Source organism: Burkholderia sp. LMU1-1-1.1 (assembly GCF_040675865.1).
Classification (GTDB): Bacteria; Pseudomonadota; Gammaproteobacteria; order Burkholderiales; family Burkholderiaceae_D; genus Rugamonas.
Genome location: NZ_JBEGHG010000067.1, coordinates 174084 through 200937, shown reverse-complemented (window position 1 = coordinate 200937; position 26854 = coordinate 174084). Strand labels below are relative to the sequence as shown.

At 66.4% G+C, this 26854-nt stretch carries 17 protein-coding genes and 1 pseudogene; 13 read left to right on the top strand and 5 right to left on the bottom strand.

Translation table 11 applies throughout. From position 1 onward, the window contains the following. The first annotated feature begins 130 nt into the window (after nucleotides 1-130). Nucleotides 131-1319, top strand: a pseudogene (locus MRBLMU1_RS28515) (cryptochrome/photolyase family protein). A gap of 63 nt (nucleotides 1320-1382) precedes the next feature. On the opposite strand, the gene MRBLMU1_RS28510 reads toward MRBLMU1_RS28515, so the two are convergent. Next, nucleotides 1383-3503 (bottom strand): LamG-like jellyroll fold domain-containing protein, encoded by a 2121-nt coding sequence (locus MRBLMU1_RS28510; RefSeq protein ID WP_363509161.1) that lies wholly within the window; start codon nucleotides 3501-3503, stop codon nucleotides 1383-1385. 131 nt (nucleotides 3504-3634) lie between these two features. Between MRBLMU1_RS28510 and MRBLMU1_RS28505 the strand changes: the two genes are divergently transcribed. The 6 genes from MRBLMU1_RS28505 to MRBLMU1_RS28480 all read left to right on the top strand — a co-directional run bounded on the left by MRBLMU1_RS28505 (nucleotide 3635) and on the right by MRBLMU1_RS28480 (nucleotide 13219). Further along, nucleotides 3635-4876: a TetR family transcriptional regulator gene (locus tag MRBLMU1_RS28505; RefSeq protein ID WP_363509158.1), complete on the top strand. Its 1242-nt coding sequence runs from the start codon at nucleotides 3635-3637 to the stop codon at nucleotides 4874-4876. Between the two features lie 123 nt (nucleotides 4877-4999). Further along, nucleotides 5000-7264, top strand: a complete 2265-nt coding sequence (locus MRBLMU1_RS28500) for a TonB-dependent receptor (protein WP_363509155.1) — start codon at nucleotides 5000-5002, stop codon at nucleotides 7262-7264. A 9-nt stretch (nucleotides 7265-7273) separates the two neighbouring features. After that, complete coding sequence (locus tag MRBLMU1_RS28495) at nucleotides 7274-8488, top strand: phosphatidylinositol-specific phospholipase C1-like protein (protein WP_363509152.1); 1215 nt, start codon at nucleotides 7274-7276, stop codon at nucleotides 8486-8488. 91 nt (nucleotides 8489-8579) lie between these two features. Further along, nucleotides 8580-10874, top strand: coding sequence for a TonB-dependent receptor (locus MRBLMU1_RS28490; RefSeq protein ID WP_363509149.1), 2295 nt, complete (start codon nucleotides 8580-8582; stop codon nucleotides 10872-10874). A gap of 54 nt (nucleotides 10875-10928) precedes the next feature. Beyond that, a complete protein-coding gene (locus MRBLMU1_RS28485; RefSeq protein WP_363509146.1) occupies nucleotides 10929-12200 on the top strand; it encodes an aminotransferase class V-fold PLP-dependent enzyme in 1272 nt (423 codons plus the stop codon). 173 nt (nucleotides 12201-12373) lie between these two features. Beyond that, nucleotides 12374-13219 (top strand): REP-associated tyrosine transposase, encoded by an 846-nt coding sequence (locus tag MRBLMU1_RS28480; RefSeq protein ID WP_363509143.1) that lies wholly within the window; start codon nucleotides 12374-12376, stop codon nucleotides 13217-13219. A gap of 73 nt (nucleotides 13220-13292) precedes the next feature. On the opposite strand, the gene MRBLMU1_RS28475 is transcribed toward MRBLMU1_RS28480, so the two are convergent. After that, nucleotides 13293-14222: a LysR family transcriptional regulator gene (locus tag MRBLMU1_RS28475; RefSeq protein ID WP_363509140.1), complete on the bottom strand. Its 930-nt coding sequence runs from the start codon at nucleotides 14220-14222 to the stop codon at nucleotides 13293-13295. Nucleotides 14223-14392: 170 nt separating this feature from the next. Here MRBLMU1_RS28475 and MRBLMU1_RS28470 point away from each other — a divergent pair, with 170 nt between their 5' ends. From MRBLMU1_RS28470 to MRBLMU1_RS28460, 3 genes are all read left to right on the top strand, one after another. After that, a complete protein-coding gene (locus MRBLMU1_RS28470; protein ID WP_363509137.1) occupies nucleotides 14393-15133 on the top strand; it encodes an SDR family NAD(P)-dependent oxidoreductase in 741 nt (246 codons plus the stop codon). A 34-nt stretch (nucleotides 15134-15167) separates the two neighbouring features. Then, nucleotides 15168-15395: a 4-oxalocrotonate tautomerase family protein gene (locus tag MRBLMU1_RS28465; RefSeq protein ID WP_363509134.1), complete on the top strand. Its 228-nt coding sequence runs from the start codon at nucleotides 15168-15170 to the stop codon at nucleotides 15393-15395. A 127-nt stretch (nucleotides 15396-15522) separates the two neighbouring features. After that, entirely contained in the window at nucleotides 15523-18057 is a 2535-nt protein-coding gene (locus tag MRBLMU1_RS28460) for an ATP-binding protein (protein ID WP_363509131.1), read from the top strand. Here the strand turns inward: MRBLMU1_RS28460 and MRBLMU1_RS28455 are convergent. Genes MRBLMU1_RS28455 through MRBLMU1_RS28445 form a run of 3 tightly spaced genes read right to left on the bottom strand, consistent with a single transcriptional unit; the run spans nucleotide 18026 to nucleotide 23819 of the window. After that, nucleotides 18026-21139, bottom strand: a complete 3114-nt coding sequence (locus MRBLMU1_RS28455) for an efflux RND transporter permease subunit (protein ID WP_363509128.1) — start codon at nucleotides 21137-21139, stop codon at nucleotides 18026-18028. The genes MRBLMU1_RS28460 and MRBLMU1_RS28455 overlap by 32 nt on opposite strands. 13 nt (nucleotides 21140-21152) lie before the next feature. Continuing rightward, nucleotides 21153-22292 carry an efflux RND transporter periplasmic adaptor subunit gene (locus tag MRBLMU1_RS28450; protein ID WP_363509125.1) on the bottom strand — a complete coding sequence of 380 codons (1140 nt, stop codon included), beginning with the start codon at nucleotides 22290-22292 and terminating at the stop codon, nucleotides 21153-21155. Nucleotides 22293-22307: 15 nt separating this feature from the next. Then, nucleotides 22308-23819, bottom strand: a complete 1512-nt coding sequence (locus MRBLMU1_RS28445) for an efflux transporter outer membrane subunit (protein WP_363509122.1) — start codon at nucleotides 23817-23819, stop codon at nucleotides 22308-22310. A 158-nt stretch (nucleotides 23820-23977) separates the two neighbouring features. On the opposite strand from MRBLMU1_RS28445, the gene MRBLMU1_RS28440 reads away from it, so the two are divergent. Genes MRBLMU1_RS28440 through MRBLMU1_RS28430 form a run of 3 tightly spaced genes read left to right on the top strand, consistent with a single transcriptional unit; the run spans nucleotide 23978 to nucleotide 26830 of the window. Continuing rightward, on the top strand, nucleotides 23978-24790 hold the full coding sequence (locus tag MRBLMU1_RS28440) for a MipA/OmpV family protein (RefSeq protein ID WP_363509119.1): 813 nt from the start codon (nucleotides 23978-23980) through the stop codon (nucleotides 24788-24790). Beyond that, complete coding sequence (locus tag MRBLMU1_RS28435; protein WP_363509116.1) at nucleotides 24790-25476, top strand: response regulator transcription factor; 687 nt, start codon at nucleotides 24790-24792, stop codon at nucleotides 25474-25476. The genes MRBLMU1_RS28440 and MRBLMU1_RS28435 overlap by 1 nt, the downstream gene beginning before the upstream one ends. Beyond that, the gene (locus MRBLMU1_RS28430; RefSeq protein WP_363509113.1) at nucleotides 25445-26830 is read left to right on the top strand and encodes a sensor histidine kinase; all 1386 of its coding nucleotides are present in this window, start codon (nucleotides 25445-25447) and stop codon (nucleotides 26828-26830) included. The genes MRBLMU1_RS28435 and MRBLMU1_RS28430 overlap by 32 nt, the downstream gene beginning before the upstream one ends. Nucleotides 26831-26854: the final 24 nt, after the last annotated feature.

Sequence of the window (26854 nt, the reverse complement as noted above, 5' to 3'; positions counted from 1 at the left end):
GCCGGCTTTGTTATCACCGCATTCATCATCACCCTCGTCAAAACCGGTTGAACCGCCATTGAACCATTTTTGACGGCCGATCGCAATGCGCACGCTGGACGGACGATTTTTCTTCCTCTAAGGTGGCCGCATGAACCGCACCAGCCAACCCACACTCAAGCTCATCCTGGGCGACCAACTCAACTGCCAGCACAGCTGGTTCGCTGAAACGCGCGACGACGTGGTCTTCGTGATGATGGAAGTGCGCCAGGAAACCGACTACGTCCTCCACCACGCGCAAAAAATCATCGCCATCTTCGCCGCCATGCGCGATCTGGCGCGGCGGCTGCGCGAGGACGGCCACCGCGTGCACTACCTGACCATCGACGATCCCGAAAACCGTCAGTCGCTTCCCGCCAACCTGGATCACCTGATCGAGCATTACGGCGCGGCGGCCTTGCGCTGGCAGGCGCCGGACGAATGGCGCCTGGCCGCTGAACCGCGACGAGGCGCTGGAGCAGCTCGACCGCTTCGTCAAACATGCCCTGCCGCACTTCGGCCAGTTCCAGGACGCGATGAGCTTCAAGGCCTGGCGCCTGTTCCATTCGCTGCTGTCGTTCGCGATGAACAGCAAGATGCTCGATCCGCGCACGGTGATCGAACGGGTCGAGGCGGCGTGGCGCGACGGCGCCGTGCCGCTGGCGTCGGCCGAGGGCTATATCCGCCAGATACTCGGCTGGCGCGAATACGTGCGCGGCGTGTACTGGCACCGCATGCCCGGCTACGACCGGCTCAACGCCTTCAACCACAACACGCCGCTGCCGCATTGGTTCTGGTCGGGCGAGACGCGCATGCGCTGCATGGCGGCGGCCATCGGCCAGTCGCTGGAGCACGCGCACAGCCACCATATCAACCGGCTGATGGTGATCGGGAATTTCTCGCTGTTGGCGGGGCTGTCGCCATACGAACTGCATCAGTGGTACCTGGGCGTTTACATCGACGCCTTCGAGTGGGTGGAATTGCCCAACACGCTGGGCATGAGCCAGTATGCGGATGGCGGTTTGCTGGCCACCAAGCCGTATGTATCCAGCGCGGCGTACATAGATCGCATGAGCGACTATTGCAAGGGCTGTCACTACGATAAGAAGGCGCGTGTTGGCGACAGGGCTTGTCCCTACAACGCGATGTACTGGGATTTTTTCGAGCGCAACCGCGACTCGTTGGGTAAGAACAATCGGCTCAACATGGTTTATCTGCAGATCAAGCGCATGGACGGGCCTGCGCTGGAGGCGTTGCGGCAGCAGGCCGCGCACACGCGCGCCACACTGGCGGATTTGTGAGAAAACACGTAGGGCCGATTACGGCGTTCCGCCTAATCCGCCCTACGTGATTCAGAACTTAGCTTAGCGTCGCGCGGTCAGCCACTGCGCGGCCGGCAGCGCGGCCGCCGCCACCCGCACCTCGCCGATATTGCCGAAGAAGCCGTCGGCGCGCGCGCCATCCCACGAACCGCCGCCCACCACCCATTGCGATGTCGCCGACAGCGTCGCCAACCCGACCACATTGCTGCTGTTGCGCAGCACCGGCGCGCCTTCCACATACATCACCGTGTCGTGCGTGGCCGGGTCGTTGACGATGGCGATATGCACCCAGGTGCCGGCGATGATCTCGCCCGACCAGCTGGCCAGGCCGCCGCGCGCGCCGGCCACGTCCGGCACCACCTCCCACTGCACCTCGCGCAGGCTGGAGATCGCGAACAGCAGCGGCGGCGATTCCGGATCGCCGCCGTCGAAGCCGGCCAGGTCGCCGCGCTTGCCGTCGCGCGTCATGATGTTCATCCACGCGTGCTTGGACTTGTCCCACGCCTGGTTGATCTTGACGAAGGCCTCGATCGTGTAACCGGTCTTGGCGAAGGTCTGGGCGTTGATCGCCGCGGACGGGTCGGTGACGAAATAGCTCAGGCGCGGCGTGTTCTTGTCGGTGTTGATGAAGCTGACCGAGCCCGGCGCCGACGACAGGCGGTGGCGGTCGCTGCTCCAGACGATGTCGCCCGCCTCGGCGCCGACGATGCCGCCCTTGTTGAGCGCGTCCCGCGTCAGCGGGTTGGCACCGGTGACGTCGGCGATGCGGGTGCCCGGCGCCACGGCCGCGCCCTCGGTGCCGCCGTAGAAGCGCCAATGCGCCACGGTCGACGCCACTTTCGGATAATCGTCTGCGTCCTTCGGCGCGACCGGTACGACGACGGCCGGCTCCGTATAACCCTTGAGGACGAGCGCCTTGGCCTGGTCGACCAGCGACGACGCCACCGTCGCCTTGCCGGTGCCGAAGGCGGCGTTGAAGCGCGCGAAGCGCTTGGCGAAGTTGATCGAGATGGTAAACGCCTCGTTCGGCTCGGTGAGCACGGCGCGGTCGAAGGCGTTGAGGGTGTCGGCCGGCTTCATCGGCACCCACGGTGAGAACGACAGCACCTTGATCTGGTTGTTGGTCAGGTCGAATTCGTACAGGCGCATCAAACCGTTGCCGCCCTGGTAGTCCATCTGGTAGTCGACCACCATTTCCTCGACCGCGTTGCCGAAGTTGTTGGTCTTGGTCAGGCGCGCGGCGCCGTGGTGGTGGCCGTTCAACGTCATGAAGATCTGATCGTTATCGCGGATCAGTTTTTCCCACAGCATCTTGCCGTAATCGGTCTCCAGCGGGCTGAGCGCGTCGGCCGCGATGTTCAGCAACTGGTGGTTGACCAGGATGACCGGCAAGGTCGGATTGTCGGCCATGACCTTGCGCGCCCAGGCGATGCCGGCGTCGGAAATACGCCACGACAGCGACAGCACCATGAACTTCTGTTCCTGCGCGGTGAAGATGTGGTATTCGTGGAAGCCGGTGCCGTCGCGCCCGCCAAAAGTGGCCTGGCGCTGCGCGCGGCGGGTGCCGAACCATTGCAGATACGGCTCGTTGGCCAGCACGCGCTGGCTGTCGGTGCCCTTGGTCTGGTCGCCGTTGTAGTCGAGGTCGTTCACAACGTCGTGGTTGCCGGCCAGGATGGAGTACGGCACTTTGTTCACCTCCAGCACCTGCATGGCGCTGTCGGCCACCTTCCACTGCTCCGGCTTGCCGACCTGGTCGACCACGTCGCCCAGATGGATCAGGAACGGTATGTTCAACGCGGCGGCGTTGCGCGCCACCCAATTGGTCTGCGCGGCGAACGGTTCGTTGCCGTAGTGGCGCTGGTATTGATTGCTTTCCGATGAAGTCGCGTAGCGGGCGTAGAACTGGGTATCCGGCAAGACGGCCAGGGCGAAGCTGGAAATCAGCGTGCTCGGCGGGGTGACGACGGGGGCGGTGCCACCGCCGTTGCCGGAGTTGCCGATCTCGCTGTTGCCGCCGCCGCAGCCGGACAGCAATCCGCCGACGGACAAGCCGGAAGCCGACGCCAGGCCCATTTTCAGCAAGGTGCGGCGCTGCGGCCGGGGTGCGACGCCCTGTTCGATGGAGGTTGTCGGAAGGGTGGTTTCGCCTGGTTTCTTCATTTGACTGGTGCTCAAAAAAATTGTGGAGCGCTAAGTCTAGGGTCGAAGAATGACGGCCTGATGACCAAGCGCGACGCCCCGATCAGTTATGATCGACACTTACTCGTCACCATCAACACCCGGGAAATGAATTGACAGCACCAACTGTAAGCAAGCGTGGCAAGGCGCCCAAGGATAGCGATCTGCTGGCGGCCGCATGCGGCATCGCCGCGCAAAATGGCTGGGCCGGGATGGCGCTGCGGCCACTGGCGGAAAGCCTGGACGTCTCAGTCACCGTCCTGAGCAACCACTACGGTACGCGCGCCGATGTCGTCGCGGCCGTGTGCCGCGCCGCCCACGGCGAGGAACAGCGTATTTTCGAAGGCTGGCGCACCACGCTGGCAAAGCTGGATACATTGAGTCCGGCACTGGCGGCAGACCTGGCCGATACCATCCTGCAGGAACTGGCGGTGCGCCACCGCGACTTCTCGCTGCTGTTCATGGAGATACTCCAGAGTGCCGGCTGGGACGAACCGCTGCGCGCCGCCTTCTCGCCATGGCTGGACGAGCGCATGCGCTTCTGGGCGCAGCTTGGCGCGCGCGCGGGCCTGCCGCCGGCGCTGACCGACAGCGGTTGGCTAGGCGGTTACTTTGTCGACGAACTCGCCTTCAGCATCGGCCTAGGCCATCAGCCGGCTTATCGGATGCTGCGGCGCCTGTGTCTGCGTCGCCTGTTCTCCGGCGTTTCCGCGCTGGCGGCCACCGCCGCCGAAGACGAGGCCGTGTTTGCGGCCCTGTTCGAGCAATTGGACTACCACGAAGGCGAGATCGCCGTCGGTCACGGTGTCGAGGTGTCCAGCGACTGGCCGGGCCGCGCCGCGCGCGCCTGCGCCATCGCCCTCACCGAACGCGGCGTCAGCGCCCTGACCCACCGCGCGATCGCCGCCGAGGCCGGGGTGCCGCACACCACGCTGATCTACCGCTTCGCCACCCAGCAGGACCTGGTTGTCGCCGGACTGGAATTCATCATTTCGCACGTGCTGCGCGCGGTCGACGAAGGCGAGCCGTCAGGCGATCTGACCGCCGCCCCCGGCCGCATGAATAGTGTTAGCGACCATGGCCTCGATGTCGGCCGCGCGACGTTCGCGCTGGCCATCGCTGCGGCGCGCATGCCCAGGCTGGCGCCGGGCGCTGCCGACATGCGCCGCCGCCGGGGCATCAACCTGCTCAAAATCCTGCGCCGCGTGTCGCCGGCCCTGCCCGGCATCGACATGCTTGCCGCCCAGATTGCATCAGTCGGCTTGATCGGCTACACCTGCACGCTGCCCCTGGCGGAAAAAAACGGATTCGTCCCTGTGTATCGCGAGTTGCTGAGCTATCTCGAAAAACGATAGAGTTTCGACCAATTGTATTTTTAAAGCGTATTAACGAATATTTTATTCGACCAGTTGTAATTTAGTCGTCACAATCGGCTGTTACAGTCATGCCTTTCACACACCTATACCTCCAGGGAAAGCATGACTACGACCTCCTCTTATCGCGGCGCGATGCTGCTGTGCGCCGCCGCTTGCGGCGGCGCCTACGCGGCCGAGACCGAATCCGACCGCCCCGCCCCGTCGGCCGAACTGGCGCCGGTGATCGTCACCGCGCAACGCCGCAGCGAAAACCTGCAAGCCGTGCCGATCGCCGTGACCGCCGTCAGCGGCAAGGCGCTGGAGGACTCCGGCTACCAATCCGTCACCGACCTGCAGTATCTGGTGCCCGGCCTGCAATACGATCCGACACAGGGCGCGGCGTTCCAGATCCGTGGCGTCGGCAGCCAATCGTTCGACTTCTCCAACGCCAAGTCGGTGAGCGTGGTGGTCGACGATGTGGTGATGGACGCGCAGCGCGCCAACGGCCTGATCGGCCTGGTGGACATCCAGCGCGTCGATGTGCTGATGGGTCCACAAGGAACCTTGTTCGGCAAGAACGCCACTTCCGGCGTGATCTCGGTGACGACCGAAAAACCAGAGCTCAAGCGCTGGTCCGCCAACGCCGGCGTCAGCTACGGCCAGCGCCGCGACCACCTGTACAACGCCACCGTCAACGCCCCGCTGGGCGACAACGCGGCGCTGCGCATCTCGGCCTTCGACCTAGGACAGGACGGCTATGGCACCTACACCACGTTGCGCCGCAAGCTGGGCGAGGTCAAGGAGCACGGCTACCGCGCCCGGCTGCTGTTCAACCCCACCCGCGATCTGGAAGTGATCCTGTCGAACGACTACCAACGCCACTGGGACAGCAACATCCGCACCGCCGTCTCCGGCGCCCCGGCAGCGGTCACCGACGCCCAGCTTGTCGCCGGCGTCACGCCAGGCCCGCGCAACGCCGACAACGCCGACACTTCGTTCGGGCAGCTCACCACCGAGGAATGGGGCACGTCGCTGCGGCTGCGCTACAAGCTCGGCGACGCGACGCTGACCTCGATCACCGCCTATCGCGGCTCGACCTACGACAGCGACACCCCGGCCAATCTGGTGCCGCACGATATCTACGCCTATGTGCCCTACAACCGGGGCGCGCTGGACACCTCCAAGTACAGCCAGGAGATCCGCCTGGCGTCGGGCGGCGACCGCTTCATCGAGTACGTCGGCGGCCTGTTCTACAACAAGCTCGACGCCGAACAGACCCAGTTGCAATGGGCCACACTGGGCGCGCCGCTGATCTCCCCTGCCGGCGTGCCACTGACCCAGCTGTACACGCTGACCGGCGCCATCGGCAGGAACGGCAACGCCTCGCTGTTCGACGCGCGCAACGTCACCACGGCGGCCTTCGGCCAGTTGAAGTTCAACGTCACGCCACAGGCCGGCATTGGCGTCGGCGCGCGCTACACGCGCGACCGCAACAGCCAGTCCCTCAGCTATATCGAGGTGCCAAGCGAACCGATCACCGGCGTCAAGAACACCTTCGCCGCCACCAGCGCGCCACCGCTTTACCCGCAGGGCACGGTCAGCGGCAATAATTTCTCTTACCGCCTGTCGCCGCAATACAAGCTGTCTAAAGATGTGATGGTCTACGCCAACTACACCACCGGCTACAAACCGGGCGGCGTCGCGTTCGTCGGCAACAAATACAATCCCTACCGCGACGAGACGGTCAAGAGCTTCGAGGTGGGCGTCAAATCGGAGTTGCTGGGCCGTACGCTGAGGCTCAACGCCAACGTGTTCGTGGAGAGGTTCACCGACTTCCAGACCACATTGATGACGATGATTCCGGGGAATCCGACCCTGCAGGCGGTGATCGGAAACGCCGGCGCCCTGCGCAGCAGCGGCGCGGAAGTCGGCGTAACCTGGCGCGCCGCCCCGGCGCTGACCCTGAACGGCTCGCTGAACTACACCAACGGCAAATACACCGACTACGTCTACGACGCCAAGACCAGCTACACCGGCAGCCGCCTGAGCAACTCGCCGCGCTGGGCGGGCAACCTTGGGCTCGACTACCAGACCGCCGTCGGCGCCAGGATGCTGCTCAAGGCGCACATGGACTTGTCCGTCCGCAGCCAGCTGTGGACGGTCGTGGGCCAGCCGGCCTACTCCCGCGTGCCGGGCTACGCGCTGGCCAACGCGCGCGTCACGCTGTCGCCGGACGACACCGCCATCGAGTACGGCGTCTACGCGCGCAACCTGTTCAACCGCTACTACTCGACCGGCTGGCAGCAATACGGCCCCCTCGGGCTGCTGCACTACACCACACCGAACGCCTACCGCACGGTTGGCGTGTTCGCCAAATACAACTTCTAAGGAGCGTACATGAACACGAAACTATTGGGTCTCGCCGCGCTACTATGCGTGCTGGGCGGTGGTGTGGTCGCCGCCCCCATCGACGCACCGGAACTACCGCCGTCGCTGCGCATCAACGAGATCCAGGTGCTCGGGACCCACAACAGCTACAGCCAGGGACTGGACCCACACGTCTCGACGCTGTTCGAGGAAAGGCTGGGCAAGACCCTGGACACTGCCATCGACCGCATGTCGCCGTCCGCGCGCGAACTGTTCAAGGAGGAACATCCCAATCCCATGGTCCCCGGGGAGATGTTGAAATACGCGCACCCAGGCTTGGCCGCCCAGCTCGACATGGGCGTGCGAAGCCTCGAGATCGACATCAATCCCGATCCCGCGGGCGGCCTCTACGCGTCGCCGGTCGCCTATCGCATGCTGCGCGAACGCGGCGTGACCGACCTGCTGCCGTTCGACGACAACGGCCTGGACAAGCCGGGCTTCAAGGTGCTGCACATTCCCGACATCGATTTCCGCAGCAGCTGCCCCACCCTGCGGTTGTGCCTGCAACAGGTGCGCGCGTGGTCGGATGCGCATCCGCGCCACGTGCCGCTGTTCCTGCTCATCGAAGCGAAGAACCAGGGTATGCCCATCCTGCCAGGCGCCACGCGCACCGTGCCGTTCACGCCGGCGCTATTCGACGACCTCGACCGCGAACTGGTCGAGGCCATGGGCCGGGAGCGCATCATCACGCCCGACGATGTCCGGGGCAAGCACCCGACGTTGAACCAGGCCATCCGCGCCGGTGGCTGGCCGACACTGGACGCGGCGCGCGGCAAGGTGCTGTTCCTGATACTGACCGCCAACGGCCCCGGCACGACCGCCGACTATCTGAAAGACCATCCCTCTTTGCGCGGCCGCATGGCCTTCCTGCGCGCCCAACCCGGCGAGGACCACGCCGCCTTCCTGATGTTCGACAACGCGCTGATGCGTGCGGCCGAAATCAAGCGGTACGTGCAGCAAGGCTACCTGATACGCACCCGCACCGACATCGAAACCTACGAGGCCAAGATAAATAGCCTGGAGCGCGCCGACGCCGCCTTCGCCAGCGGCGCGCAGATGGTCTCCACCGATTTCGAGGCGCCCGGCAACGGCTACGGGACCAGCTATGTCGTGCGGCTGCCCGGCGGCGGGACGGCGCGTTGCCGGCCCCACGCGGCCGACGCCTGCCAACCGGCGCGGCGCTGACCACCGGGCCGCGATCAATCAACATGTTGAGAGTTTGACGGGGGAATCAACTGATATATTAGAACATCACAAAAATATCAGGAGACAAAACATGACTTCCCCCGTCAGCGGCGCCCGCCTGCCGCCGCTCACCGCGCTCGCCCGTGCGGCATCCCTGTGTGCGCTGGCCGCACTGCACGCCACTCCGGCGCTGGCGCAGAATGGCGCCGCCAAGCCGGAAGAAGGGTTGCAAAGCGTGGTGGTCACCGCCCAAAAACGTCCGCAATCGATGCAGGACGTGCCGGTCGCGGTCAACACGGTCGACGCGCGCGCCATCGAAAACCAGCAAATCGTCGACTTCAGCGACCTGACCCGGGTGGCGCCGTCGATGACGCTGAACCAGAATCCGAACAACAGCACGATCGCCCTGCGCGGCATCGGCACCTTCGCCTACAGCATCGGCATCGAATCGGCGGTCTCCGTCATCGTCGACGACGTGCCCGTCATCCAGCAGGCGCAGGCGTTCTCCAACCTCAGCGATATCGAACGCATCGAAGTGCTGCGCGGGCCGCAGGGCACGCTGTTCGGCAAGAACTCGTCGGCCGGCGTCATCAACGTCGTCACCAAGCCATCGGCCGAGATACTCGAGGGGCATGGGCAGATCGCCATCACCAGCGACCACGAGCGGCGGATCGACGCCGGCATCTCCGGCCCGCTCGGCGGGCGCCTCGGCTTCCGCCTGAACGCCTACACCGCGCAACGCGACGGCGACATCCACAACCTGACCTACGGCACCGACCTCAACGGCGACCGCGCCAAAGGACTGCGCGTGCGGCTGGACTTCAAGGGCGCGGACGGCCTCGAGGGCAAACTCATCGCCGACTACAACACCCGCCGGATCGAGGGACCGGTGACCACCTTGCGCGCCGTGCCGCCGGGTGCCAGCCAGCAGAACGTCGCGCCGCTGGCCCCGGCCCTTTCCGGTGTGACACCGGGACCGGAGAACCGCAATGTGCGCATGGACGACCCAGGCTACGCGGACAACCGCAACGCCAGCGTCAGCGGCACGCTGAGCTGGAAGCGCGACCTGCACACCTTGACCTCGGTGACCACCTGGCAGGACTGGAAATATGAATTCCTCGCCGACTACGACGGCAGCGAAACCGATCTGGTTGGCGCCCTCACACGCGGCGCCAGCCACGGCGGCGTCACGCAAGGCGGGCCCTACCGTTCGAGGATGCTGACGCAGGAGCTGCGCCTCACGTCCAACGGCGACGGCCGCTTCAACTATCTCGGCGGCCTGTACTTCTCCGATTCCGACAACGACCGCTCCTTCAACCGCGCGCCGACCTTATCGCCGGCGCGCTGGGAGGCCAACGCCGGCAACCGCACGCTGGCCGCCTTCACCCAGGCCGACTACAAGCTCACGCCATCCACGCGGCTCAACGCCGGCTTGCGCTACAACCGCGAAACCATCGACGTCGATTTCACCAACCGCACCCCGGCCACGCCGACGCACTTCACCGGCAAGAACACCGACAGCGTCGTCACCGGCAAACTGGCGCTGCAACACGACGTCGCCAAAAACGTGATGGTGTACGGCTCCTACGCCACCGGCTACAAGGGCGCCGGCTACGACATCTCAACCGGCTTCGACCAGTCCAGGGTGCGCCTGCCGGTCGCGCCGGAAACGTCGAAAGCCTACGAGCTCGGCCTGAAAAGCCGCTTCCTGCAAAACCGCCTGCAAGTCAACGCCACCGCCTTCCACACCGATTACGATGATTTCCAGGCGCAATCCAACCGCATCGATCCGGTGACCAACCTGACGCAAAACGCCGTCATGAACGTCGGCGCGCTGCGCACGCGCGGCGTGGAACTGGAGCTAGCCGGCAAGCCGATCAACACACTGCTGCTGGAGGGTTCGCTCGCCTGGGTCGACGCCATCGTCAAGGAATTCCCGCTGGCGAACTGCTATCCCGGGCAGACGCCGGCCGAGGGCTGCCGGCAAGTAGGCACCGCCTCGGTGCAGGACCTGGCCGGCAAGCGCCTGGCCAACGCGCCCAAGCTGAAGATCGGCCTGGGGGCGACCTACAACTTCCCGCTGTTCGACAGTTACAACGGCATCGCCAACCTCAACTACCAGCACCAGTCGGCGGTCAACTTCGACCTCGGCAACAATCCGCTGACGGTGCAGAAAAGCTATGGCGTCGTCAACGGCAGCATCGCGCTGAACGACGCCGCGCGCGGCTTCAAGGTCACCTTGTATGTCAACAACCTGTTCGACAAAAGCTACACGACCTTCATCGGCGACAACTTCAACTTCTACCGGGGCGCGCACGTGATGACCCAGACGCTGCCGCGCAATTCGCAGCGCTACGTCGGGCTGCGGGTCAAGTACGAATTCTGAGCTTGTGCGGGTGGGGAGGTTAAAATCATTCAACCTCCCCTACCGGATACAACCATGACCGACACGTTGACCCGCCGAACCTTCCTGCACGGCTCCGCCATCGCTGCGCTCGCCGCCGCCCACGACCTGCGCGCGCAGGTGAAGGCGCCCTCCGCCGACGACGAAGCCTACTGGAGCGGGATCGCCGCCCACTACGAGGTCAGCGGCGACTTCATCAATCTGGAAAACGCCTACTACGGCATCATGAGCAAGCAAGTCTCGGACGACTTCAAGCGCAACATCGACATCCTCAACCGCGACAACTCGCGCCTGCTGCGCCAAAGCTTCGACGCCGACGGCACCGAAGCGATCCGGCTGCAACTGGCGCGGCGTCTCGGGGTACCGGTGGACGAAATCGCGCTCACGCGCGGCGCCACCGAATCGTTGCAAAACCTGATCTCCAACTACAAGCCGCTGCGCAAGGGCGACACGATCCTGTACGGCGACCTCGATTACGACGCCATGCAATACGCAATGAACGACCTGGCCGAGCGACGCGGCGCGCGGGTCGGCCTCATACGCGTGCCGGAGCCCGCCACGCGCCAGGGCGTGCTGGACGCCTACGAGCAGGCGCTGCGCGCCAACCCGCGCGCCAAGTTACTGCTGCTGACACATATCAGCCATCGCACCGGCCTGGTGTTTCCGGTCGCCGACATCACGCGCATGGCCAAGCGGCGCGGCGTCGACGTCATCGTCGATGTCGCGCAATCGTGGGGCCAGCTGGACTACCGCCTGCCCGACTTGCAGGCCGATTTCATCGGTGGCAACCTGCACAAATGGATAGGCGCGCCGCTGGGACTGGGCTTCATTTACATCCGCAAAGAGCGGCTGGCCGACATCGGCGTCCACATGGGGGACCGCGACCACGACAAGGGCGATATCCGCTCGCGCGTCCACTCGGGCACGCTCAACTCCGCGAGCATCATGACGATACCGGCCGCGCTGCGGGCGCACGAGGAGATGGGCACGGCGGCCAAGGGCGCGCGCCTGCGCTACCTGCGCGACTACTGGGTCAGCCGTGTGCGACCACTCGGCAACGTCGACATCCTGACGCCGGACGCGGACGGCATGTCCGGCGCGGTGACATCGTTCCGGCTGCGGGGGCAAGGCACGCGCGAGCAGAACATCGCGCTGGCGCGGCGGCTGATGGACCAGTTCGGCATCTTCACCGTGGTACGACACGGACCGGCGGGCGGCAGTTGCGTGCGGGTCACGCCGGGGGTGTTCACGCAACCGGCGCAGCTGGACAAGTTGGTGGCCGCGATCGGGCAAGTCGCCGCCAGCTAACGATGGGGTCAAGTCTGGCATTCGGACACGACCTCAACCGATGGGGTCAAGTCTGACATTCAGACACGAGCTCAGCTTGTAGGGAATACGCAAACCAAATCTTGGTCCAGCAGGCTCTAACGACTTCTGTGCTTGATCAGCGCGTCGACGTGATCGCCTGTTAAATTGGTGAGATGGCCAGACCACTCAGACTAGAATTTCCCGGTGCCCTCTATCACGTTACTTGCCGAGGCAACCGACGTGAGCTCATCTTTCGCGACAGGCGGGATCGTCTCGCCTGGTTTGTCGAAACTGAGCGCGTTTGCCAGCGGTTTCATTTTATCGTCCATGCGTTTTGCCAGATGACAAACCACTTTCACCTGCTCGTCGAGACGCCCGAGGGGAATCTCGGACAAGGCATGCGGCAACTAAATAGCGCCTATTCTCAACGTTTCAATCGCCGCCACGACTTGGTGGGGCATGTGATGCAAGGCCGCTACAAAGCTATCCTGGTACAGAAAGAGACCTACCTGCGCGAGCTGGCACGATATATCGTTTTGAACCCCGTCCGGGCCGGCATAGTCGATACGCCTGAAAATTGGGAATGGAGCAGCTACCGCTACATGTTGGGCAAGAAACCAGCGCCCTCCTGGATGGCGATTGACTGGCTACTCGCCTGCTTCGATGCAGACCAGGTGACGGCCAAAGATGCCTATCGGCGCTTCGTCATGGCGGGAATCGACGTCGACAGCCCCCTAAGAGACACCTGCTTTCAATGCATTCTTGGAGACCAAGCGTTCATCGAACAACATAAACACTCCGCAGAGGATGTGTGTGTAGAAGTCGCGAGAACGCAGAGGCGCGCACTTGCAATGTCGCTTGATGAGTACGCGTCGAAATTCCCCCCACGAGATTTAGCGATGGCACAAGCCTATCGATCGACGGCGTTTTCGATGAGTCAGATTGCCGCGCATTTTGACGTATCAGTCAAGACAGTGAGCCGCGCGGTAGCGGCTTTCGAAACGACTGGACATAGCTGAAAAAAGGCATGACAGGATGAGATCGTGTCCGAATGTCAGACTTGACCCCGACGCTTGAGATCGTGTCCGAATGTCAGACTTGACCCCCACGCTTTGGGCCGAGTTGTTGCGCCAGGAAATCGACGAAGCTGCGCACCCGCAGCGATAAATGGCGCGCGTGGGGATACAGCAAGATGAAGGGCCGAGAGGTGCCACCGTGCTGCGGCAATAACTCCACCAGCGTGCCGTCCGCCAGATCGCGCTCGACGATGTAGCGGTAGGTTTGCACGATGCCGGCGCCGCTGCGCGCCAAGGTGACGATGCCGAGCACATCTCCGGCGCAGGTGTAGCCACCGGTCGTCACCACATCAACCCGCTCGCCATCCACCATGAAAGGCCACGGTATCTTGCGTCCGGTGCTCGGCAAGTCGAACTGGATGCATTCGTGCGTTTGCAGCGCCTCGATGGACGCCGGTTTTCCCATGCGCTTGAGGTACGACGGCGCAGCGACCAGCACCAATTCGGCGTCCTCCAGCTTGCGCGCGATGAGCGAGGAGTCGGCTGGATCGCGCCCGCGTATCGCCATGTCGAAACTCTCCTCGGCGAAATCGATATTGCGGTTGCTGAGGTGGACCTCGACCTTGACGTCCGGGTACAGCTCGCGAAACCGTGGCAGCAACGGCAACAGCCGGTAATGCCCGTACGGCGTCGGCGCGCTGATGCGCAACGAGCCGGCCGGCGCGATCTGCTCGCCGGTCACCTCGCGCTCGGCCTCCAACAACTGCGACAGCGCTTCGCGGCATTGCTTGTAGTAGCGTAGGCCGCCCTCCGTCAGCCGGATCTGCCGCGTGGTGCGGACGAAGAGGCGTACGCCCAGCCGCTCCTCCAGGCGCGCGATCGAGCGGCTGACCGCCGCCGGCGTGACACCCGCCGCGTTGGCGGCGGCCGTAAAACTGCTCAGCTCGGCGGCTTGGTAGAATAGATCGATGCTGCCGAGCTGCATGTCGTCGAAGTTGCGTTTCATCGTACTCGTCCTGGATCACGTGGGGCGAGCAAATATATTACACCATGTATTAAGTAATCTTCCGCCAAGGCCATTTATAGCCCCAAGTGGCACAAGTATATTGATGACATGCCGCCGCAACACTCCGTTGGCCGGCACAAACCCCAACTACTTAGGACTGGAGTCACACCATGAAATCGAACAAGACTGTCATCATCACCGGCGCATCGAGCGGCATCGGCTTCGCTCTGGCCGAGGCGTATCTGGAGCTCGGCTACAACGTCGTCGGCAACGCGCGCACCATCGAACGGCTGCGACTGGCCGCCGATAAACTGGGCAATCCGGACAATTTCCTGCCGGTCGCCGGCGATATCGCCCTGCCCGCGACGGCCACCTCGCTGTTCGACCAGGCCATCGCCGCCTTCGGCAAGGTCGACGTCCTGGTCAACAACGCCGGCATCTTCCTCGCCAAGCCGGTGGCCGATTACACCGAGGCCGACGTCGACGCGATCGTCAGCACCAATCTGAACGGCTTCTTCTATCCGTCGCAGGCGGCGGCCCGGCACATGAGCGCGAACCGCGACGGCCATATCATCACCATCACGGCAAGCATCGCGATGCAGCCCAACGTCAAGGTGCCGGCGTTGCTGCCGGTGCTGATCAAAGGCGGACTGAACCACGCCACCCGTGGCCTGGCGATCGAGCTGGCCGCGTCCAACGTGCGCGTGAACGCGGTGGCACCGGGCAGCATCGATACGCCGCTGCACAGCAAGGACGCGGGCACGCAAGCCTTCCTCAAAACGCTGGCGCCAAACGGGGCGATCGGCACCACGCGCGATGTGGTGGATGCCGTGCTCTACCTGACGAACTCGTCCTTCACCACCGGCACGGTGATGGTGGTGGACGGCGGCTCGACCGCCGGCACTTGGTAATCCGCCTCCCCTCTCACCAAAAAGGAACTCCGCCATGCCATACGTAAATATCCGCATTACCAAAGAAGGCACCACGCCGGCCCAGAGACTGGCGCTGATCGAGGGCGCCACCGATCTGCTGTCGCGCGTCCTGGACAAAGACCCGGCCACCACCTTCGTCATCATCGACGAAGTCGATACCGACAGCTGGGGCGTGAACCGCGAGAACGTCACCACCCGCCGCCGGCGGGAGAACGCGGAGAAGGCGGCTGCGCCGGGTTAACCGCGCGCGCCAGCGTCCCGGGGCGAGGGCCGTGCCTTCGCCTCGCCTCCTGATTTCAAGCAAGCGCGGCAGGCGGCTATACAATGGTAAATTACAGACATTCGGTTATAAGGTCGCAAGCAACGCTATGGATAGTCAGCCCCATCCCAACCATTTCGTCCGTTTCTCCGACGACGAAGCGGCCTTGAACGCGGAGGTGGGAGCGTATCTGGCCCAGGCCCGGGATGACGGCACCGCCATCCTCATCGGCACCCGGGAACGGCTGCGAACCGTACAAACCCTGCTGGACAACGCGGGGCCCTTCCCGGAGGGCCGGCTGATCGCGCTCGACGCCGCCGCGACGCTGCGCCGTTTCATGGTCGACGACCGGCCCGATCCCGTGCTGTTCGACGCCGTCGTTGGCGACCTGGTCCGCGCCGCCGCGCGACAATCCGGCCAGGTCCGCGCCTTTGGCGAGATGGTCTCCCTGCTGTGCGCGCAAGGCCTGTACGACGCCGCGATCGAACTGGAGAAGCTGTGGAACGACCTCGCGCGGACCGTCGAATTCTCCTTGTTTTGCGCCTACAGGTGGGACCTGTTCCCCACCGTCGAGCTGGCCGAAGCCTTCGGCCAGGTTTGCCGCGAGCACGCGCACGCCTGCTCTGACCAGCATCCGGTGAAAGTGGACACCTCCTCGTGCTCGTCGCTCAGGGTGCTGGAGTTAGAACGCAAGGCGCTGGCCCTCGATGTCGAGGTCGAGCGGCGCAAACGGGCCGAGCTGACGGCCGCCGCCCGCGCCAACGACATGGCCGACTTCCTCGACAACGCGGCCGAGGGCATCCACCGCGTCGGCCGCGACGGCATCATCCTGTGGGCCAACAAGGCCGAGCTCGATATGCTGGGCTACCGCTGGGAGGAATACGTCGGCCAGCATATCGCCACCTTCCACATCGACGCGCCGGTGATCGCCCGCATCCTGGACCGGCTGCTGCGCGGCCTGACCCTGCTCGACCAGCCGGCGCGGCTGCGCTGCAAGGACGGCAGCGTCAAGCACGTGGTGATCAGTTCGAACGGCTGCTTCGAGGAAGGCCATCTGCGCTATACGCGCTGCTTCACGCGCGACGCCAGCGAGCGCCATGAACGCGACGTGGCGCTCAAGCAGCGCGATCAGATGTTGCTGCAGGCGCCGGTGGCCGCCGCGCTGCTGGCCGGCCCCGGGTTCCGTCACGACCTGGTCAACCGCCGCTATCTGGAGTTAATGGGCCGGAACGACCTTCAGGACCTGAGCTACGCCGTGGCGTTTCCGGAATTTATAGGAGGCAGGTTCCATCAGCTGCTGCAGCAGGTCTACGCCAGCGGCGAGGCCTTTTCGGCGGAGGAAATATGCCTGCGCGAGGGCGCGCTGGCGTCCGGCGAACGCTACTTCAAGCTCAGCCTCGAACCGTTGCTGGGTGGCGACAACAAGGTCGAAAGCATCATCGCGGTCGTGGTCGACATCAGCGAGCACGTCCGCTCGCGCCAGGTGCTGAAAAAGGCGCACGACGAGCGCGAAAAGCTGGTCGAGGAGCTAACCGCGACCAACCGCAACAAGGACGAATTCCTGGCGATGCTGGGCCACGAACTGCGCAACCCGCTGGCGCCCATCGTCATGGCGCTCGAATTGATGGAACGGCGCGGCGACGACTCGACCAGCAAGGAGCGCAGCCTGGTCAAGCGCCAGGTCGACCATCTGGTGCGGCTGGTCGACGACCTGCTCGACGTCGCGCGCGTCACCCAAGACAAGATCGTGTTGAAGCCGGAACATATCGACGTCGGCCGCATCATCGAGAAGGCGGTCGAGCTGGCCAGCGCCGACATCCGCGCGCGCGGTCACCGCCTGGCGGTCGAAGCCGAGCCGGGCCTGGTGTTGAAGGCCGACCCCGTCCGGCTGGCGCAGGCGCTGGCGAACCTGTTGACCAATGCCGCCCGGTACACCCCGAACGGCGGCGAGATACGCCTGCGCGCGCGCCGCCATGACGAACGTATACGGATCGGCGTGACCGACAACGGGCGCGGCATGACGGCGGCCGAGCAACAGCACGTCTTCGATCTGTTCTACCAGGGACAGCGCGGCATCGACCGCGCCGATGGCGGCCTCGGCATCGGCCTGTCGCTGGTGCGGCGGCTGGTGCAACTGCACGGCGGCGCGGTCGCCGCCCACAGCGCCGGAACCGGGCTCGGCAGCGAGTTCACCTTGGACTTGCCCGCCTCCGACACGCTGGCGGGGCCGGCGCCGGCCCGTGCGCGCGAAACCGCCGCGACCACCGACCGACCGCTCAACATCCTCGTCGTCGACGACAATGTCGACGCGGCGGAGACCATCGGCGCCCTGCTGGCGGTGCGCGGGCACGCGGTGGAAATCTGCTTTTCCCCGGAACAGGCGCTGTCCAGGGTCGACAATTTCCGTCCCGACGTCGCCATCCTCGATATCGGACTGCCGGGAATGAGCGGCCATGTGCTGGCCGAAAAGCTGCAAGCCATCCTGGGCCACAACGCGTGCCGGCTGATCGCCCAGACCGGCTACGGCCAGCCGGCCGACATCGCCCGCAGCGGCGACGCCGGCTTCGACATCCACCTGATCAAACCGGTCGATCCGGCGCGGCTGCTGGCCATCATCGAGCAACCGGCCCTTCTCGCAGGCTAGCTGCCGCCCGACGCTCGGTCTTGCGCACGCGCGCGCCCAGCCACTGCGCGGCGTCGTCGACATAGGTGAACACCACCGGGATGACCAGCAGACTCAGTACCGTTGACGTGATCAGCCCGCCGATGACGACGATCGCCATCGGCGCGCGAAAGCTCGGGTCGGCGCCCCACCCCAGCGCGATCGGCAGCATGCCCGCGCCCATCGCGATGGTGGTCATCACGATCGGGCGCACGCGCTTGCCGCAGGCGTCGATGATGGCGTCACGGCGCTCCAGTCCGTGATCGCGCCGGGCCAGGATGATGTAGTCGATCAGCAGAATCGAGTTCTTGGTGGCGATACCCATCAACATGATCAAGCCTATCATCGACGGCATCGACAAGGCCGTGCCGGTCAGGAACAGCGCCAGGAAGGCGCCCGGCGCCGACAGCACCAGCGCGGCCAGGATGGTGACCGGCTGCAGGAAGTCCTTCAGCAACAGCACCAGCACCATGTAGATGCACAGCACGCCGGTCAGCATGGCGATGGCGAAGCCGGAGGCCAGCTCGTCCATCGACTCGGCGTCGCCGATCGAGGCGCGCGTCACGCCGGGCGGCATGCTTCGCAGGCTGGGCAACGCCAGGACGGCCGTCTCGATGTCGCCCAGCGGCTGGCCGTTCAATTCGATCTCGAAGTTGACGTTGCGCTGCCGGTCGTAGCGCGCTATCTCCGACGGCCCGCTGCCGATCGACAGCGTGGCGACGCTCTCCAGCGACACCGGCCCGCGCGCGCCGGGCACCGGCAGGCGCTTGAGCGTCCCGATGTCATCGCGGGCGTCGTCGGCCAGCCGCACGACGACCGGCACCTGCCGCTCGCTCAGGTTGAGCTTGGCCAGTTCCTGGTCGTAGTCGCCGGTGGTGGCCACCCGCAGCGTGTCGGCGATGTCCGCCGAGGTCACGCCCAGATCGGCCGCGCGGTCGAAGTCCGGCCGCACGATCAGCTCGGGGCGCAGCAGACTGGCCGTGGAAGTGACCGCGCCGATGCCGGCGATGCCGCCCAGCTCGTTTTCCACCAGCAGCGCGTGGCGGGCCAGCGCGGCGCCGTCCTCGCCGGCGAGCACCAGCACGTAGTTTTCCGACTCCCCCATGCCGACCTTGACGCGGGCGCCGGGCAAGGCGGCCAGCGCGGCCCGCAACTGCGACTCGATCCCCTGCTTGGTCAGGCCCGGCCGCTCGTCGCGGCGCGTCAGGTTGAGCGTGAGCACGGCGGTGCGCACGTCGGCGACGGCGCCACCGGACGAGCCGGCCGGGTCGGCGCCGGCGCTGCCGCCGCCGACCGCCGAATACACCAGCTTGACATGCCGGTTGCCCATGACGATGCCGCGCGCGCGTTCGGCCAGCGCGAGCGTGTCGCCCAGCCTGGCGCCGGGCGCCAGCGTCACCGTCACCTGGGTCTGCCAGTCGTCGTCGGGCGGGACGAAGGTGCCCGGCAGCGAGGCCGCGAGCATCAGCCCGCCGGCGAAGAACGCGGCGGCGGCGGCAACCGTCGGCGCCCGGTGGCGCAGGCACCAGCGCGCGCAGGACAGATAGGCGTCCAGCCAGCGCGGCGCCGGCGGCGGCTTTGCCTTGGGTGCGCGCAACAGATAGGCCGACATCATCGGCGTGAGCATGCGCGCCACCACCAGCGAGAAAAACACCGCGATGGCCGCCGTCCAGCCGAACTGGACGAAGAACTTGCCGACCGTGCCGCCCATGAAGGCCGTCGGCAGGAACACGGCGATCAGCGTGAAAGTGGTGGACACCACCGCCAGGCCGATCTCGTCGGCCGCCTCCATCGCCGCCTGGAACGGCGTCTTGCCCATCAACAGATGGCGTTCGATGTTTTCGATCTCGACGATGGCGTCGTCGACCAGCACGCCGATCACCAGCGACAGCGACAGCAGGCTGACCGTGTTGACCGTGAAACCCATCCAGTGCATCAGCGCGAAGGTCGGGATGGCCGACAGCGGCAGCGCCACCGCCGCGATCAGGGTGGCGCGCCAGTCGCGCAGGAACAGGAACACCACCAGCACCGCCAGCGCCGCGCCCTCGTACAGCAGCCGCATCGAGCCGTCGTAGTTCTCGCGCACCGCGTCGACGAAGTTGAAGGCCTCGGTGACGACGATGTCCGGATGTATCGCCTTGAGGCGCTCCAGCGCGTTTTGGACGCCTTGGGCGACCTCGATCTCGCCGGCGCCGCGCGCGCGCGTGATCTCGAAGCCGACCACCGGCGCGCCGTTCAGCAGCGCGGCCGAGCGCGGTTCGGCGACGGTGTCGCCGACCGTCGCCACCCGGTCGAGCCGGACCCGCCGGCCATCGCCGAGCGTCACCTCCAGCGTGGCCACCTCGGCGGCCGATTGCACGGTGGCGATGGTGCGCACCGATTGCTCGGCGCCGCCCAGGTGGACCCGGCCGCCGGGCGACTCGCGCTGGATCTGGCGCAGCTGGCGCGACAGGTCCGCCGCCGTCGTGTTCAATGCCAGCAGCCGCGCCGGGTCCAGCGCGACGCGCACCTCCCGGTCCACGCCGCCGACCCGGGTGACCGCGCCCACGCCCGGCACCGCCAGCAGCGTCTTGCCGACCTCGTTGTCGACGAACCAGGACAGCGCTTCGGCGTCCATGTGGCGGGAGGCGACGGTGTAGGTCAGGATGGGCGCGCCGGCCAGTTCCACCTTGCGGATCACCGGGTCGCGCAGGTCGGCCGGCAGATCGGCGCGGACGCGGGAGACGGCGTCGCGCACGTCCTCGACGGCCTCCCGCGCCGGCTTTTCCAGGTGGAACTCGATCGTGATGTTGGCGTTGCCATCGGTCAGGCTGCTGCGGATGTGCTTGACGCCCTGCACGGTGGCCAGCGCGTCCTCGATCTTGCGGGCGACGTCGGTCTCCAGCTGCGCCGGCGAGGCGCCGGGCAACTCGGCGCTGACGATGACCGTCGGCAGCTCGATGTCGGGAAAGTTCTGCACCTTCATCGCGCGAAAACCCATCAGGCCACCGAGCGTCAGCAGGATGAACAGCAGGATCGCCGGGGTCGGATTGCGGATCGACCAGGAGGATATATTGAAATGCATGGCGCTCTTTCGATTAATTGATATCGGCGACGACGGCGGCCGGCGCCGCCGGTGCCGTGCCGGCCACCGAGACCAAGTCGCCGTGGCCCAGGAAGGCGCCGCCGGCCACCACCACCCGCGCCGGCGCGGCGATGCCGTCGACGATCTCTATCCTGTCGCCCGCGCGCCGGCCCACTGTCACCTTGGTCCGCGCCACGCGCGAATCGGCGCCCACGCGCAGCACGTAGCTGAAGCCGTCGCGCATCAGCACCGCGCTTTGCGGCAAGGTCACCATCCGCGCACTGCCGGTGTCGAACTCGCCGCGCGCGAACATGCCGGCGCGCGCCGGGCTGTCCGGCGGCAAGTCCACGTACACCAGCCCGTTGCGCGAAAGCGTGTCGACCACCGGCGCGACCATCCGCAGCCTGCCCTTGATCGGTTTGCCGCCGACCGGCGTCACCAGCGCTGTCTGGCCGGGCTTCAGCTGGGACAGGTCGGATGCCGCGACCTCGGCGCGCCATTCGAGCCGGCCGCGCAGGATCAGGCGGAATAGCTCCTGCCCTGCCGGCGGCACCGCGCCGACCGTCGCGCCGCGCGCCGAGATCACGCCATCGTCCGGGGCCAGCACGCGGGTCTGCGCCATGCGCAGTTGCTGGGTGTTTTCGGCGGCCCGCAACGCGTCCAGCCGGGCCTGCGCGGTGCGCTCGGCGGTCAGATATTGCTGGATTTGCTGGGCCGACAAGGCGCCGGTGGTTTGCAGTTGGCGGGCGCGCTGTGCGTTGGCGTCGGCCTCGGCCAGCGCCGCCTCGGCCTCGGCGGCGGCGGCGCGGCTTTGGGCCAGTTCGGCGCCCACGGTGGCGGAGGCGAACGTGGCCAGCACCTGGCCGCGCCGGACCAGGTCACCGACGTTGACCTTGACCTCGGCCAGGCGTAAGCCGTTGGCCTCGGCGCCGATGCTGGCTTCCTGCCACGCCGTGATATTGCCGTTGGCGGCCAGCCGGAGCGGCAGCACGGCCGGTTGCGGCGTCGCGACCTCGACCGTCAGCGCGCTCCTGGGAGCGGCCGCCGGCGGTTTGGCGGACTCCGGCATGGCCACTGCGATGGTGCCGAAGGCCAGCGCGGCGGCCAGCGCCGCTGCGAGATAAAAGAGATGGTGGCGTATATTTTTCATCATTGGTTTCCTTGGTTCTTAGCGGGCCGGCGCGGCGCGCGGGCCGATGCTGGCGATGGGTGGTTCGGGCGCATCGACGGCGGCCGAGGCCATCGCCGGCGCGCCGGCGTCGGACCAGCCGCCACCGAGCTCGCGGTACAGGGCGATCCAGGCGGCCACGCGTTCGCGGCGCAGCTCGATCACGGCGACCTGCGCCGAGAGCATGCTGCGGCGGGCGTCCTCCAGTTCGAACAGGCTGGCGGTGCCGGCCTGGTAGCTCGCTTCCGTCGCAAGGTAGGAGCGCTCGAATCCGGCTGCCGCCGCGTCGGTGTCGGCGCCGCGCGCGGCCGTGCTTTGTAGCGTGACCAGCGCCGCTTCCACGTCGCGCACCGCCTCGCGCAGGCGCGCCGCGTAGACGGTGGTGGCGCTCTCGTAGCGCACGCGCGCCGCCTGCGCGTTGGCGCGCAGCGCGCCGCCGTCGAACAACGGCAAGGTCACGGCGACCGGCCCCACGCTCCAGACGCTGCCGTTGGTGCCGATGCCGCCGCCGCGCACGCGGTTGGCGCCGATGCTGCCGGCCAGCGTGACGCGCGGCCAGCGTTGCGCCTGCGACTGGTCGGCTCGCGCGCTGGCGGCCACGACGTCGCGCGCGGCGGCGTAAATATCGGGCCGCTGCGCCAGGACGGCGGCCGGCACGGCGGCCACGGTCAGTTCGGGCGGCTGCGGCAAACGGGCGCTTCCGGCGGCGAGCTCGCCACGCAGCGCCGTCTCATCCAGCGCGGTGAGCGCGACCAGCGCCTTGACCGACAGATCGCATTGCGCGCGCTGCTGGATCAAGGCGGCGTTCGCCTGCGCGGCGCTGGCGCGCGCCAGATCGGCCGTGGCCGGCGCGCGGAAGCCGGCGCCCGCCGCCAGGGTGGTCAGTTCGGAGGTCCGGGCGCGCGAGCGGGCGTCGAGTTCGGTCCGCACCAATTGCGCCTCGCAGGCGCGCAAGCCAAGGTAGGCATTGGCGATCTCGGCGGCCAGCGACACCCGCGCCACATGCCAGCCGGCCTGGCTGGATTCCAACACCGCCTGGGCGGCGTCGGCGCCGGCGCGGTTGGCGCCGAACAGGTCCAACTCCCAGCCGGCCCGCAGCCCGAGCGACGCGGCCTTGCCGACCGGCGCTGCGATCTCCGAGCGGGCACGGCTGGCACTGGCATTGGCGGCCAGGTTCGGCATCAAGGCGGCGCCGCTGGACACGCTGGCCGCGCGGGCGTCGGCGATGCGGGCCACGGCCTCCGCCAGCGTCGGGCTGGCGTCCTGCCCGGCCGCGATCAGGCGCGGCACCAGCGGATCGTCGAACCGTCCCCACCAGAGACCCAGGTCGGCAAGCTGGCCGCCGTGCGGCAGCGGCGCGTGCCATTGCGCGGCCACCGGCGCCGCCGGACCGCCGGGTGTCGGCCCGGGAACGGTCGTCGCGCAGCCGGCCAATAACACGGCGGCGGCCAGCCACGGCGCACGCGACAGCGGCCGGCGGAAGAGTAAATGGAAGTTGGCGGGTGAACGCATGCGATGCCCTTGGCTTTAACAAAGCGTCACTATCGGGTAGCGCGCCTTTCCGGATACTTACCGGGAAGGACGGGTTTTGATGTTTTTTTCGGGTAAGTATTCAGTAAGACGACTTCGCCGACCATGTGGTTTCACATTCAACATTCGGAGAAACCACCATGCAGTTTCCGCGCATCTTCACCTCGCCCCCCCCTTCGGCAATCCACCGCGTGGCGGTCACCTCGGCCCTCGCACTCGGGCTGGGCGCCTCTGGCGTGGCCGGCGCCGCCCCGGGCGACGGGGCTTCCTCCTGGGGCCTGGGCATCGCCGCGTTCACCGAGCAGCAGCCCTACACCGGCATCGACCGGGAAAACCGTGTGCTGCCGCTGATCTCCTACGAGAACCAGTATGTGCGCGTGTTCGGCCCGGTCGCCGAATTCAAGGCGTATAGCCTCGACCTCGGCGGTGGTCAGCGCCTCGACCTGCGCGTGATCGGCAAATACGACTTCAGCGGCTATGAGGCCGGCGACGCGACCATCCTGAACGGCATGCGCGAGCGCAAAAGCGGCTTCTGGGCGGGCGGCAAGGTGAAATGGCAGACCGGCGTGGTCGATGTCAGCGCCGAACTGCTGGCCGACGCCTCGGGCAACAGCAAGGGCCGCCGCTTCAACCTCGGCCTGGAAAAGAACTGGCGCATCGGCCAGCATGTTATATTGACACCCCGCGCAGGCGCCAGCTGGGTCGACAAGAAATACGTCGATTACTACTATGGCGTCGCCGCCGACGAGGCGCGCGCCGGCCGGGCCGCTTACGAGGGCAAATCCGGCGTCAACGCCGAACTGGGCTTGCGCAGCACCTACGTTTTCGATGCACACCACTCCATGTTTCTTGATCTGGGGGTGAGCAAGCTTTCCAAAAAGATCAAGGATAGCCCTCTGGTCGACCGCGCGACCGAGAGCCGCGTCGGCCTGGGATACCTGTACCGCTTCTGATGAATCGCATTCTACTAATCGAAGACCACGACCGCCTTGCCCAGCTGATGTGCAAGGCGCTGGCGGCCGCCGGCATCGCGGTCGACGTCATCGACCGCATCGACACCGCGTGGACCGCCATCGGGCAACTGCCCTACCAGGCGATCATCCTCGATCGGGGCTTGCCGGACGGCGACGGGCTGTCGCTGTTGCAGCGCGTGCGCGGCGCCGGGCTGCACGTGCCCTGCCTGGTGCTGACCGCGCGCGACGCGCTGCACGACCGCGTCGCGGGCCTGGAGGCCGGCGCCGACGACTATCTGCCCAAGCCGTTCGCCATGGACGAGATGGTCGCACGCGTGCGGGCCTTGCTGCGCCGCCCCGCCGATTTCCGTCCGCTCGACCCCAGCCACGACGATCTGACCCTGCGCCCCGGCGAGGGCCTGGTCTGCTGCGCGGAGGAAAGCGTCAGCCTCGCTCCGGCGGAGATGCAGATCATGCTGATGCTGGTGCACCGCCATGCCGAGGTGGTGCGCCGCAGCGCGCTGGAGGCCGCCGCCTGGGGGCTGAGCGAGGCCGTCACGCCGAACGCGCTGGACGTGGCGCTGCACCGGATACGCCGCAAACTGCTGGCCATCGGCTCGCGCCAACGGATCGTCAATGTCAGGGGACTGGGCTATGCGCTTCGCGCAACCGACGTGGCTCAATAGCCTGGGCGTCAAAGTCCTGCTCGCCTACGTGGCCGGCATGGTGCTCAGCATCGGCCTGCTGCTGGCGGCCGTTTTTTACCTCATCACGACGAGAAGCGAGATTTTGCCGAGCATGGACGTGGCGGAACGCGCGGAGGAAATGGGCGAGGCGCTGCTCTTCGATAGCGCCGGACGGCCGGTCGGCTTCCTGGACAGCGAAGACAGTCATCCCTGGACGTACGACAGTCTCCGGCGCGAGATCTCGTACCGCGTGCTGGACGCGGCCGGCGACGTCGCGCTGGCGTCCGCCACCGGCCCCGGGACGGCATGGCCGTCGACACCGGCGACGCGCCGGCTGACCCCCGGCCCCTTCACCTTCGATTTCGCCGGCGTGCCGATGTACGCCGGCACCGCCGCCGTCGAGCATGAGGGCAAGCGCTGGTATGTGCAGTTCGCCGCCAGCAAGCGGATAGTCGAGCTGTTCCAGACCGAGTTCGCGCTGCCGTTCATGGGCGCCGGCATCGTGTTGTTCAGTCTGGTCATGTTGTTCGTCTTCGGCGCCTGCGCGCTCATCACGCTGCGCTACACGCTCAAGCCGCTGCGCGAGGTGTCGGAGTCGGCCGCGGCGATTTCCCCGCGCGCGCTGCACGCGCGGCTGCGGGTCAACGCGGTGCCGGCCGAGATCGCGCCGCTGGTCGACAGTTTCAACCGCGTGCTGGAGCGCCTGGAACAGGGTTATCGCGTCCAGCAAGGTTTTCTGGCGACGGCCGCGCATGAGTTGAAGACGCCGCTCGCCCTGATCCGCGCGCAAATCGAACTGACGGAAAAAGGCGGTGAACGCGAGTCGCTGCTCAGCGACATCCAGCACATGACGCGCCAGGTGCAGCAGTTGCTGCTGCTGGCCGAAGCGAGCGAGGAGCAGAATTACATTTTCGCCGTGGTCGATCCGCGCGACGTCGGCGCCGAGGCGGTCGGCTATCTGCGGCGCATGGCCGACGCGGCGAACGTGCGCCTGACGCTGCGCGACGACGGTCCGGTGCGGCCATGGCGGGCAGACCCGGCGACGCTGTTCACCTTGCTGAAAAACCTGCTGGAAAACGCCATCCAGCATGCCCCCGAAGGCACCGAGGTGTGCGTGACGATCGGCGCCGAGGCGCTGCAGGTGCGCGACAGCGGCCCCGGGGTGGCACCGGAACAGATGGCGCGAATGTTCGAGCGCTTCTGGCGTGGCGCGCATCGCCGCGACCATGGCGCCGGACTAGGCCTCTCGATCTGCCAGGAAATCGCGCGGGCGCATGGCTGGACGCTGGCGGCGCAGCGGATGGAGCCGGGTCTGCTGTTCCGGCTGACGACCCGACCGGCGCCGGATGCTTGAAACCGGTGCGGCGCAAGGCCGGCA